This is a genomic window from Bradyrhizobium sp. ma5 (assembly GCF_042258955.1).
GTDB lineage: Bacteria > Pseudomonadota > Alphaproteobacteria > Rhizobiales > Xanthobacteraceae > Bradyrhizobium.
In genome coordinates, this window is sequence record NZ_CP170156.1 from 1,588,334 (window position 1) to 1,599,964 (window position 11,631).

Consider the following 11,631-nt stretch of genomic DNA (forward strand, 5'->3'; position numbering starts at 1 on the left):
ATGACCGCCAGCCATGATCAGATCAAGTTCGCCTACTGGGTGCCCAACGTCTCCGGCGGATTGGTCATCAGCAAGATCGAGCAGCGAACCGGATGGGACATCGACTACAACCGCCGCCTGGCGCAGATCGCGGAAGAGAGCGGCTTCGACTATGCACTGAGCCAGATCCGCTTCACCGCCGGCTACGGCGCCGAATTCCAGCATGAGCCGGTCGCCTTCAGCCACGCGTTGCTCGCAGCGACCACGAAATTGAAGGTGATCGCGGCGCTGTTGCCCGGGCCCTGGAATCCGGCGGTGGCCGCCAAGCAGATCGCAACCATTAGCCAGCTCACCGAGGGCCGCGTCGCCGTCAACATCGTCAGCGGCTGGTTCCGCGGCGAGTTCACCGCGATCGGAGAGCCATGGCTTGATCACGACGAGCGCTACCGCCGCTCCGAAGAATTCATCCGTGCGCTGCGCGGGATCTGGACGCAGGACAATTTCAGCTTCCGCGGCGATTTCTACCGCTTCTCGGACTACACGCTGAAGCCGAAGCCGGCCCATCCCTTGCCCGAGATTTTTCAGGGCGGCAGCTCGCGCGCGGCGCGCGACATGGCCGCGCGGGTGTCGGACTGGTATTTCACCAACGGCAATTCGGTCGCGGAGATCAAGAAGCAGGTCGACGATATCAGGGCCAAGGCGCGCGCCAACAATCATTCGGTCAAGATCGGCGTCAACGCCTTTGCGATCGCGCGCGAGAGCGAGGCCGAGGCGCGCGCGGTGCTGGACGAGATCATCGTCAAGGCCGATCCGGAGGCGGTCAACGCCTTCGGTCATGAAGTGAAGAATGCCGGCAAGGCCTCGCCGGAAGGCCAGGGCAACTGGGCGAAATCGAGCTTCGAGGACCTCGTCCAGTACAATGACGGCTTCAAGACCAATCTGATCGGCACGCCGGAGCAGATCGCCGAGCGCATCGTCGCGCTGAAGGAGGTCGGCGTCGACCTCGTGCTGCTCGGCTTCCTGCATTTCCAGGAAGAGGTCGAGTATTTCGGCCGCCGCGTCATTCCGCTGGTTCGTGCGCTGGAGGCAAAGACCGCCGTGCACGCCCAGGCTGCCGAGTGACGGGGAGCCTGGCGGCGTGACCGCGATAGCGACGAATGCCGGTGTCCTTGCGCTGGAAGCTGCTCCAGCGGACGGGAAGGCGCGTGCGACGGCGATTGCCGATGCCCCCACACGGGTGCTCGCGCAGGCCGGCGATCGCGCGGCACGGCCGGTGCTGGCGCTGAGCGAAATCTCGCTCACATTCGGCGGCGTCGCGGCGATGCGCGACGTCGATCTGGAGGTTGCACCGGGCGAAATCCGCGCCGTTATCGGCCCCAATGGCGCCGGCAAGAGCTCGCTGCTCAACGTCATCAGCGGGCTCTACCGACCCGATCGCGGCCGGGTTTGGCTCGGCGAGCGCGCGTTTGTCCAGGTGCCGACGGCGGATCTCGCCGCGCATGGTGTCGCGCGCACGTTCCAGAATCTTGCGATCTTCAACGGGCTGTCGGTGTTCGACAATGTCCTGATGGGCCTCGCGCACCGCGTCCGCGCCGGCTTCCTGCGCCAGATCATCGGCTCGCCGCTGGCGCGCCGGATCGAGGCGGAGAATCGCGCCGCCGCCGAGGATGTCATTGGCTTCCTGCACCTTGGCGATGTCCGTGAGCGCGCCGCCGGAAGCTTGCCCTATGGCTTGCAGAAGCGAGTCGAGCTGGCGCGGGCGCTGGTCGCGCGGCCGACCTTGTTGCTGCTGGACGAGCCGTTCGCGGGCGTCACCTTGAGCGAGAAGCGCGAACTGTCCGGGCACGTGCGCAATGCGCGCGACAGCTATGGCGCCACCATCGTACTGATCGAGCACGACATCGGAGTGGTGATGGGATTGTCGGACCGCATCGCGGTGCTCGACAACGGCCGCAAGATCGCCGACGGCACGCCCGACGAGGTGAGGTCCGACCAGGCGGTGATCGACGCCTATCTCGGCGTCGCGCATCAGGACGTCACGGAGCTCGCGGTCTGATGTTTGATTATCAGTTTCTGATCGAGGTGCTGGTCGGCGGCCTGCTGTCGGGGGTGATGTACTCGCTGGTCGCGATCGGCTTCGTGCTGATCTACAAGACCTCGGGCGTGCTCAACTTCGCGCAGGGCGCCATGTTGTTGTTCGCCGCGCTGACCTTCGTCAGCCTGGTCGAGCGTGGTCTCTCGTTTCCCCTCGCGTTCCTGATCACCCTGGCGATCATGGTGGCGCTCGGCGTGACCGTGGAGCGCACGGTGCTGCGGCCGCTGGTCAACCAGCCGCCGATCACTCTGTTCATGGCAACCCTCGGGCTGTCCTACGTGATCGAGGGCGCCGCGCAGCTTCTGTGGGGCACCCAGGTTCACGGCCTCGACATCGGGATCAGCGACGTGCCGCTGGATATTGCCGGTGTCTTCATCAGCCGGTTCGACCTGTTTGCCGCGGCCGTCGCGGGAAGCCTGGTGGCGCTGTTCGCGCTGTTCTTCCGCTACACGCGAACCGGGCTCTCGTTCCGCGCCGTCGCCGACGATCCGTTCGCTGCGCTCGCCGTCGGCCTGCGGCTGCCGCGGGTCTGGGCCAGTGTGTGGACGGCCTCCGGCATCGTCGCGCTGGTCGCCGGGCTGTTGTGGGGCGCCCGTCTCGGCGTGCAGTTCTCGCTGTCGCTCGTGGTGTTGAAGGCGCTGCCGGTGCTGGTGCTGGGCGGCTTCGATTCGATTGCCGGCGCGATCATCGGCGGCCTTCTGATCGGCGCCGTCGAGAAGCTCGCCGAAGTCTATGTCGGGCCGCTGTTCGGCGGCGGCATCGAGGCCTGGGCCGCCTACGTCGTGGCGCTGGTGCTGCTGCTGGTGCGGCCGTCAGGGCTGTTCGGGCAGAAGCTGGTCGAGAGGGTCTAGGCGATGAGTGCAGCGACCTCGACAGCACAGCACGCCGGCGTAGAGACCATCGCAATTGCCGTCGCAGCCGTGATCGCCTTTGGCGTGATCCCGTTCTTGGGCTCCGACTACCTGCTGGATGCGGTGTTGACGCCGTTTCTCGCGCTGGCGCTCGCCGCGGTCGGGCTCAACGTTCTGACCGGCTATGCCGGCCAGGTGTCGCTGGGCTCGGCGGCGTTCCTCGCGGTCGGCGCCTATGCCACCTACAATCTTCACCTCCGGCTGCCGGAGCTGCCGCTGCTCGTCGATCTGGTGCTCGCCGGCCTGATCGCGGCCGCGATCGGCATCGTGTTCGGGTTGCCGAGCTTGCGCTTGCGCGGGTTCTATCTCGCCGTCTCGACCCTGGCTGCGCAATTCTTCGTGCAATGGGCGCTGACCAAGTTCGGCTGGTTCTCCAACGACAATCCGTCCGGCGTGATCGATGCACCGGTCCTGAGCGTGGCTGGTCTGTCGTTCACCAGCCCGGCCGGACGCTATGTGTTCTCGCTGAGTGTCGTGACAGCAGCGACCTTCCTGACCTGGCGGTTGCTGCGCTCACAGAGCGGCCGCAACTTCGTCGCGGTGCGCGATCATGAGCTCGCCGCCAGGGTGATCGGGGTGCCGCTGTTGCGCACCAAGCTGCTGGCGTTCGGCGTCTCCTCGTTCCTGATCGGCATTGCCGGGGTGTTGTGGGCCTTCGCCTATCTGCGCACGGTCGAGCCGGCCGGCTTCAATCTAGATCGCTCGTTCCAGATCCTGTTCATCATCATCATCGGCGGCCTGGCTTCGCTGCGCGGCGCGTTTCTCGGCGCCGCTTTCATTGTGGTGTTTCCGCTGATCCTGTCACGCGCCGGTGCGGCCCTGCTCGGCGGCGTGTTCGACTCGGGCGTGCTGGAGATGAGCCAGCGCATCGTCGTCGGCGCGCTGATCATCGCATTCCTGATTGCCGAACCGCGCGGCCTGATCGCGCTGTGGGACCGGCTCTGGGCGTTTCTCACGCGGCAAGTCGCTGCTCGCACCACATGACAATTCACCACTGGAGAAGTTGACGATGATTAAATCGAGAGTTCTGAAATTTGCTTTCGCCGCGGCGGTTGCCTCGGTGCTGGCCGGGCTACCTGCGGCCCGTGCCGACGAACAGTTCTTTCCCCTGCAAAGCTACCGGGTCGGCCCCTATGCGGCCGGCGGCACCGGCTTCTTCGGCGGGTTCATCGACTATCTCAATTTGATCAACATCCGCGATGGCGGCGTCAACGGCGTCAAGCTGACCTGGGACGAGGGCGAGACCCAGTACGAGGTCGAGCGCGGCGTCGAGGTCTATGAACGGCTGAAGGGACGGGCCGGCGTTGCCGCCTGGAATCCGCTATCGGTCGGCATCGCCTACGCCATGATCGATCGCATCACCAAGGACAAGGTGCCGCTGATCACCATCAACCACGGCCGAACTGACTCGACCGACGGCCGCGTGTTTCCCTACGTCTTCCCGCTGCTGCTCAATCCCTACAGCGAGACCTCGGGAATCGTGAACTACATTGCGAGCCGCGAGGGCGGCATCGACAAGCTGAAGGGCAAGAAGCTCGTCGTGCTCTATCACGGCTCGCCCTACGGCAAGGAGACGATCCCGATCTACAAGCTGCTCGCCGACAAGTATCAGTTCAGCCTGGAGCAGATCGAGGTGCCGCATCCCGGCAACGAGCAGCAGTCGCAATGGCTGTCGATCCGGCGCGCGAAGCCCGACTACGTGGTGTTGCGCGGCTGGGGCGTAATGAACCCGGTGGCGCTGAAGACCGCGCAGAAGGTCGGATTTCCTGCCGACCATATCATCGGCAACGTCTGGTCCAATTCCGAGGAAGACGTGATCCCGGCCGGCGACGCTGCCAAGGGCTATATCGCGATCACCACGCAGGCCTCCGGCGAGCAATATCCGGTGCTGCAGGAGGTGATCAAGACGGTCTACGGCGCCGGCAAGGGCAATCTCGACGACAAGAAGCGGATCGGCAGCGTCTACCACAATCTGGGAATTGTGAACGGCATCCTCAATGTCGAGGCGATCAGGATCGCGCAGGCAAAGTTCGGCAAGCGCACATTGACCGGTGACGAGGTGCGCTGGGGCTTCGAGCATTTGCAGCTCGATCCGGCGCGCGTCGAAGCGCTCGGCGCAAAGGATCTGTTCCATTCGATCAACGTCAGCTGGGACAATCACGAAGGCGACGGCCGCGTCACGTTCCAGCAGTGGGACGGCGGCAAATGGAAGGTGGTCTCGGGCTGGATCGCGCCGGACTGGGCTTTCCTGCGCCCGATCATCGAGAAGTCGGCGGCCGCCTATGCCAAGGAGCATGGCATCAAGGTGCGGACCTCCAGCGACGATCCGGTCAGCAACTGATGCCGCGACAGGCGCGGGAGCTCTGCGGCTCCCGCGTCCTGCAACGTCAGGGATCAACAGATGAGTGAAACTTTGCTCGCGGTCGAGGGATTGGCTGCCACCTATAACCACGCGATCGCGGCGGTCAGCGATGTCTCACTCGCCGTGCGGCGCGGCGAGATCGTGGCCGTGCTCGGCGCCAACGGTGCCGGCAAATCGACCACGCTGCAGGCGGTCTCGGCGCTGCTCGCCGCCCGGCGCGGCCAGATCACCGCGGGTCGCATTGTCTTCGACGGCCGCGACGCTGCGGGCACATCGGCGGCGACGCTGGTGCGCGCCGGCCTCGTGCCGGCGCTCGAGGGGCGGCATTGCTTCGCCTCGCTGACGGTGGAAGAAAATCTCATCACCGGCGCGATGGGTCGCGATGCGCGGCGGGTGGAGATATCAGCAGACCTTGACCGCGTCTATGCGCTGTTTCCGCGCCTGAAGCTGCATCGCCGCTCGCTCGCCGGTCTGACCTCGGGCGGCGAACAGCAGATGACGGCGATCGGCCGGGCCTTGATGTCGCGTCCGCGGCTTCTGGTGCTGGATGAACCGTCGATGGGGCTTGCGCCGCTGGTCGTCGAGGGAATTTTTCGCGCGCTCAAGCAGCTCAACAGCGAGCAGGGGCTGTCGATCCTGGTCGCCGAGCAGAACTCGACGGTGGCGCTGCGCTTTTCCGATTACGCGGTGGTGCTCGAGAACGGCCGCAGCGTGCTGGCCGGCGCGGCAGCCGAGCTGCGCCAGCGCGCCGACATCAAGACGCACTATCTCGGCGGATCGTCGCAGGGCGATCAGAGCCGGACGCAGCCGACAGAGGCTGTCGCATGACTGCAACCCGGAGAAAATGACCATGGCCAAAGACAATCCCGCACACAAGATCGACGACGTATATGCCAGGCTCGATGCCGCCATCGACGCGACGGTGAAAGTGAATGCCGACCGCAACGACCGCGAGAGCCGCTTTCCGCGCGAGAATCTGCGTGCGCTTGCCGAAGCCGGCTGGACAGGTGTGCTGAACGAGAGCCAGTTCGGCGGGCTCGGTCTCGGCCATTCGGATTTCGCCGAGGCCGCCTACCGGATCGGGCAGGCCGATGCATCCACCGGCCTCGTCTATGTCATGCATGTCGGCGCGGCGCAGACCATCAACCTGTTTGGCAACACCGATCAGAAGGAGCGCTGGCTGAAGGCCGGTAACGGCAGCCTGCTCGGCACCTACTCGACCAGCGAGCGTGCCACCGGCGGTCACTGGTGGTACAATCTGTCGGAAGCGTCGCGCGACGGCGACGACTATCGCGTCAATGCGGAGAAATCGTTCACGACGAGCTCGGGCCAGGCGGATTATTATGTGGTGCAGACCCGCACGCCTGATGCCAAGGACCAGGCCGACATCATCTTCTTCATCGTCGACGGCAAGGCCGAGGGCATCGAGTCCCGTCCTTGGGATGCGCTCGGCGTGCGCGCCAACCATTCCGGACCGATCCGCTACAGCAATGTGCTTGTGCCGCAACGCGACCGGCTTGGCGCCGAAGGGCAGGGCAAGGAAATCATCTATGACGGCGTTTCGCCGGTCTATCTGATCGGGCTCGGCGCGGTCTGGGAAGGCGTCGCGCGCGGCGCGCTGAACGCTGCGGTCGCGCACACCACGAGCTTCGTTCACAAGGACAGGAACAAGAGCCTTTCCGACTATCAGGCGATCCGCCAGGAACTCGGGGCGGCCAAGGTGCTGGTCGAGACGCTGCGGCCGTGGCGCAACGAGCTCGCAGGCAAGCTCGACGCGCTCTGGCGCGCCGGCAAGCCGCAGAGCGAGATCCTGATCCCGCTGACCGAGTTCAAGGTGCACGCCGCGGAGGTCGCCAACAAGGTCGCAGCCACGGCGCTGACGGTGACCGGCGGCTATGGCTACCATCGCGGCCCGATCGAGCGCGGCTACCGCGACGCGCGCGCCGCAATCGCAATGGGGCCTTCGAATATCATTGCTCGTGACTGGATTGGCAAGTCGCTGGTCGGCCTGCCGCTGGAACTGTTCTACGAGGGCGGAGAGTAAGTCGAAATTGCGGACCATTGCCGGCATCGGCCGCACTCAAGATTGTGGCGATGCCTTGTGGTACTCAAAAAGGCAGATATCACGAAGCTCAGCGCGAAGCTGAGCGGGCCGGCCAGGGACCCTGGGAGGGTAGCTACGTCGAGCCCTGGCGCTATCGTGCATGCATCCGGGCAAGCGGAAACCCGTCCGCCTGTTTGGACCTGCAAATGCCGATCCTTGACGGAGTCGACTGTCGGGTCTCAATCCACAAACGTCCGATGGCCGATCACCACAGTTTCGCCGGCGGCTCTGGCGTGGGTTGGGCGACTCACGCTACCCATCATTTCCAGCCGCCTCACTTAACAATGGGAATGACATGGTTGCAGCTACCAGTAAACTGCCGACCTTTGGTTACGCGCTTGAAGTTGACGGCCGACTCAAAGCCGAATTTGCGACCAGAGACGGCGCCAGGGCAGGTGGAGAAGAACTCAAGAGACGTTTTCCCAGGCTTCAGATCAGGATCTATGACGCGCAGACGAACGTGCGCGAGGAAGTTTAGGTTCTTTGACGGGAGGATTCTTCGGCTTGTGCGCGTGCGGCTGCCGCCGCATCGGGCTCTCGTCAACCCAGCCGCTTCGCGTCTGGGCCGTCCGGCTTCGATCCCTCGCGCAAGGCTGCGGAGCTCCTCGCCGGGGGCAATCGTGAAAGGGTCCCGCCGTCATGAAGTATGACGGCGTCGCTATCACTGCCCCGTTCCCGGGTACCCTTTTAACCGGTCTCGTCGCTGCACTCGCTCCCGCGTGCCGCCTTCGGCGTCGCTATGCTCACGCTCCTGCGGGTGCCATATCCTTGAGGCGATGCGCCGTTGGCGCACGCCCGGTCCGGGCCTGCGGCCCTCGGCATCTATCAAGGCCAAATCCATGAACAATCGGACGGTGGGCGGGCTGCGGCGCGGATTTCGCATTCTCTCCCTTGGAGGCTGAGAGTAAGAGTGCCGCGCGGGTTTTGACGTGACGGGTTATGGACTGCGAGAGAGGCTTGCGGCGCCCGTCGCGGAGACCCGCGATGTCGAGACGCTATCTTCAGCGGCGCACCGGTGAAGACCGGACGAGCCTTTATGATGAGATCACCAGCAAGATCATCCGCGAACTTGAGGCCGGCCGAGTGCCGTGGGTTCAGCCTTGGGGTACCCCGGCGGCGAACGCGGCGCTGGCTATGCCGAAGAGCGCCGCAACTCGCCGCCAATATAGCGGCATCAACGTACTAATTCTTTGGTCCGCGACCACCGAACGCGGATTTACAGGCCAGAGCTGGCTTACCTTCCGCCAGGCGCTGTCGCTCGGTGGTCACGTCCGCAAGGGCGAGCGCGGGACCACCGTCGTCTATGCCGACCGCTTTGTGCCGGTCGAGGAAAAGCGGCGCGCGAGCGAAACAGGCGACGAAGCGCAGGCCATTCCATTCCTCAAGCGCTTCACGGTCTTTAATACCGATCAGTGCGACAATCTGCCTTCGGAGGTCGCGACGACGGCGCCGCCCCCGCCGCCAGGCTTGATCGAGCCGCGGGTCGATAAGCTCATCAAGGCAACCGGTATCAACTTCCGGATCGGCGGCAACCGCGCTTTCTATGTACCGGCAGAAGACTATGTGCAGGTGCCGCCGCCGCAAGCCTATTACGAGCCGATCAACTGGCATCGGACGGCCTTGCACGAGTTGGCGCATGCCAGCGGCCACCCGTCACGTCTCAACCGTGACTTGTCGGGCAGCTACGGCACCAGGAAGTACGCCTTCGAGGAGCTCGTCGCAGAGATATCGTCGGCGTTCAGTTGCGCTTCGCTTGGTATTGCGCCGACGGTGCGGCACGCGGACTATATCGGCTGCTGGCTTGACGTGCTGCGAGAGGACAATCGGGCGATTGTGCGTGCTGCTTCACAGGCCAGCAAGGCTGCGGATTACCTTCTTGGATTCCTGCCGGAAGGCGTTGTCGACACGACGACGGAGGCGGCGGAGCAGGAGGCGGCGTGAAGTTCTCGCCGGTCGTCTCGAAAAAGAGAGTGAGAGGGGAGCCGCGGTTTTTCGCGACGGGTTGGAGGCCGAGAGAGGCTCCCGGCCGCCCGTCGTGGAGAATCGACATGACGAAGTCTGTCCAGAAGATCACCCTGTCGCCCTCCCGCGACATTCCGTTCAACAAGCTGGTGCTCAGCCAGTCGAACGTTCGGAGCGTCAAGGCAGGGGTTTCGATCGAGCAACTCGCCGAAAGTATCGCGCAGCGTACGCTCCTGCAAAGTCTCAGCGTGCGAGCGGTTGTGGACACGGAAGGCAATGAAACCGGCATGTTCGAGGTGCCGGCCGGCGGCCGGCGCTATCGCGCGCTGGAACTTCTTGTGAAGCAGAAGCGCATGGCAAAGACGCAGACTGTTCCTTGTGTCGTGCGTGAGGGGGGCATCGCTGAAGACGACTCGCTTGCAGAGAACGACCAGCGGATAGGGCTTCATCCGCTCGATCAGTTCCGAGCCTTCCAGACCTTGAGCGGCGCCGGCTTGTCCGAGGAGGATATCGCTGCTCGGCACTTCGTGACGCCGGCCGTCGTGAAGCAACGCCTCCGGCTGGCGTCCGTGTCGCCGAAGCTGCACGACGTCTATGCCGACGACGGCATGACCCTGGAGCAGCTCATGGCCTTCTCTGTTACAGCCGACCACGCCAGACAGGAGCAGGTCTGGGAGAATGTCAGCCGATCTGGCTATGACGAGCCCTATCAGATCCGGCGAATGCTGACCGAAAATACCGTGCGCGCGTCCGATCGCCGCGCGCAGTTCATCGGGCTGGATGCTTATGAGCAGGCTGGCGGCGGCGTTTTGCGGGACCTGTTCGAGCACGATGATGGCGGCTGGCTCCAGGACGTCGCCTTGCTCGACCGCCTCGTGACAGAAAAACTCAAGGCCGAAGCCGAGACGGTTGCCGCGGAAGGCTGGAAGTGGATCTCAGTGGCGCTCGATTTCCCCTACGGTCACACTGATGGTCTGCGAGAAATCGAGGGCAAGCCTGTCGATCTCTCACCTGAGGAACATGCCACCATCGACGCCCTCAACGCCGAGCAGGCCAAGCTTGAATCCGATTACCAGCATGCCGATGAGTTGCCCGACGAGGTCGATCGGCGTCTCGGCGAAATCGAGGCGGCACTGATGGCGTTCGAAGATAGGTCGGTGCTCTACGATCCGGCGGAGATTGTCCGCGCTGGCGTCTTCGTCAGTATCGATTCCGAAGGACGCCTCTCAGTAGACCGCGGTTACGTCCGGACAGAGGACGACCTTCCGGCAACCGATCCTGACGTCGGCCGGAGCGCCGATACAACCGAGGCACGCGAGGTCGGTGCTTCCGGTCCGCGCACCGTGGTCTCGGTTGCAGGTGCGCCGGTCGAATCCGATGGGGACGATGAGGATGCGACAAGGCCATTGCCCGATCGATTGATCACCGAGCTGACGGCGCATCGTACACTGGCGTTGCGGGATGCTCTGGCAGAAAATCCAGCGATCGCGTTCCAGGCGGTATTGCACAACTTCGTGCTGACGGCCTTTTACCGGTTCGCGTCATCCGGAAGCTGCCTCGAGATCGGACTTCGTACGCCGACCTTCCCCGCTCAAGCCCCGGGCCTGAGGGAAAGCGCGTCTGCGAAGGCCGTCGAGGCACGGCACGAGTCCTGGAAGGCACGATTGCCACAGGGCGAGAACGATCTCTGGGATGCGCTCACAGCCCTCGACGGTGATGCACAAGCGTCGCTGTTCGCTCATTGTGCGTCATTTGCGGTCAATGCCGTCCATGAACCGGCCAACCGCACCAATCAGGGCCGCATCTCCGCCCATGGCGTTCGGACCCGTCTCGATCAGGCCGATGTGCTGGCGCGCGCCGTCGACTTCGACATGGTCCGAGCTGGCTGGAGACCGACCGTCGACAACTATCTCGGTCGGGTCACCAAGCCTCGCATTCTGGAGGCGGTGCGGGAAGCAAGGGACGAATCTTCTGCGCAGTTGATCGAGCACCTGAAGAAGGCCGACATGGCCAAGGAGGCCGAGCGTCTTCTCGATGGTTCGGGCTGGTTGCCGGAGCCGCTGCGTCTCACCGACGCTACCGCATCGCTAGCGGAAGAGGAGGGTGAAACGGACCCGCTGCCCGAATTCCTTGGCGACGCCGAAAATCGGGAGGATGCCGGCGACGACGAGCCGGAACAGCTCGACGCGGCCGAGTGACATAAGAGAGCGGGATGGCT

10 protein-coding genes are annotated in these 11,631 nt (G+C 64.3%); all 10 read left to right on the forward strand.

The features are described from left to right. The 10 genes from sfnG to ACE103_RS07510 all read left to right on the forward strand — a co-directional run bounded on the left by sfnG (position 1) and on the right by ACE103_RS07510 (position 11,611). Positions 1-1,101: a dimethylsulfone monooxygenase SfnG gene (gene sfnG, locus ACE103_RS07465; RefSeq protein WP_375778898.1), complete on the forward strand. Its 1,101-nt coding sequence runs from the start codon at positions 1-3 to the stop codon at positions 1,099-1,101. A gap of 16 nt (positions 1,102-1,117) precedes the next feature. Beyond that, entirely contained in the window at positions 1,118-2,035 is a 918-nt protein-coding gene (locus tag ACE103_RS07470) for an ABC transporter ATP-binding protein (RefSeq protein WP_375778899.1), read from the forward strand. Then, complete coding sequence (locus ACE103_RS07475; protein ID WP_375778900.1) at positions 2,035-2,925, forward strand: branched-chain amino acid ABC transporter permease; 891 nt, start codon at positions 2,035-2,037, stop codon at positions 2,923-2,925. Before ACE103_RS07470 ends, ACE103_RS07475 begins: the two co-directional genes overlap by 1 nt. A gap of 3 nt (positions 2,926-2,928) precedes the next feature. After that, complete coding sequence (locus ACE103_RS07480; protein ID WP_375778901.1) at positions 2,929-3,969, forward strand: branched-chain amino acid ABC transporter permease; 1,041 nt, start codon at positions 2,929-2,931, stop codon at positions 3,967-3,969. Between the two features lie 25 nt (positions 3,970-3,994). Continuing rightward, the gene (locus ACE103_RS07485) at positions 3,995-5,326 is read left to right on the forward strand and encodes an ABC transporter substrate-binding protein (RefSeq protein WP_375778902.1); all 1,332 of its coding nucleotides are present in this window, start codon (positions 3,995-3,997) and stop codon (positions 5,324-5,326) included. Between the two features lie 60 nt (positions 5,327-5,386). Continuing rightward, the gene (locus ACE103_RS07490; protein WP_375778903.1) at positions 5,387-6,175 is read left to right on the forward strand and encodes an ABC transporter ATP-binding protein; all 789 of its coding nucleotides are present in this window, start codon (positions 5,387-5,389) and stop codon (positions 6,173-6,175) included. A gap of 22 nt (positions 6,176-6,197) precedes the next feature. Then, entirely contained in the window at positions 6,198-7,391 is a 1,194-nt protein-coding gene (locus ACE103_RS07495; RefSeq protein ID WP_375778904.1) for an acyl-CoA dehydrogenase family protein, read from the forward strand. Between the two features lie 355 nt (positions 7,392-7,746). Continuing rightward, positions 7,747-7,929, forward strand: a complete 183-nt coding sequence (locus ACE103_RS07500; protein WP_375778905.1) for a hypothetical protein — start codon at positions 7,747-7,749, stop codon at positions 7,927-7,929. A 506-nt stretch (positions 7,930-8,435) separates the two neighbouring features. Next, positions 8,436-9,392, forward strand: a complete 957-nt coding sequence (locus ACE103_RS07505; protein ID WP_375778906.1) for an ArdC family protein — start codon at positions 8,436-8,438, stop codon at positions 9,390-9,392. A gap of 107 nt (positions 9,393-9,499) precedes the next feature. Continuing rightward, on the forward strand, positions 9,500-11,611 hold the full coding sequence (locus tag ACE103_RS07510) for a ParB/RepB/Spo0J family partition protein (RefSeq protein WP_375778907.1): 2,112 nt from the start codon (positions 9,500-9,502) through the stop codon (positions 11,609-11,611). Positions 11,612-11,631: the final 20 nt, after the last annotated feature.

What these genes read in the sequence shown, in the direction of transcription:
- sfnG (WP_375778898.1), top strand. Translation starts at nt 1, where the DNA reads ATGACCGCCAGCCATGATCAGATCAAGTTCGCCTACTGGGTGCCCAAC.
- ACE103_RS07475 (WP_375778900.1), top strand. Translation starts at nt 2,035, where the DNA reads ATGTTTGATTATCAGTTTCTGATCGAGGTGCTGGTCGGCGGCCTGCTG.
- ACE103_RS07480 (WP_375778901.1), top strand. Translation starts at nt 2,929, where the DNA reads ATGAGTGCAGCGACCTCGACAGCACAGCACGCCGGCGTAGAGACCATC.
- ACE103_RS07485 (WP_375778902.1), top strand. Translation starts at nt 3,995, where the DNA reads ATGATTAAATCGAGAGTTCTGAAATTTGCTTTCGCCGCGGCGGTTGCC.
- ACE103_RS07490 (WP_375778903.1), top strand. Translation starts at nt 5,387, where the DNA reads ATGAGTGAAACTTTGCTCGCGGTCGAGGGATTGGCTGCCACCTATAAC.
- ACE103_RS07495 (WP_375778904.1), top strand. Translation starts at nt 6,198, where the DNA reads ATGGCCAAAGACAATCCCGCACACAAGATCGACGACGTATATGCCAGG.
- ACE103_RS07500 (WP_375778905.1), top strand. Translation starts at nt 7,747, where the DNA reads ATGGTTGCAGCTACCAGTAAACTGCCGACCTTTGGTTACGCGCTTGAA.
- ACE103_RS07505 (WP_375778906.1), top strand. Translation starts at nt 8,436, where the DNA reads ATGTCGAGACGCTATCTTCAGCGGCGCACCGGTGAAGACCGGACGAGC.
- ACE103_RS07510 (WP_375778907.1), top strand. Translation starts at nt 9,500, where the DNA reads ATGACGAAGTCTGTCCAGAAGATCACCCTGTCGCCCTCCCGCGACATT.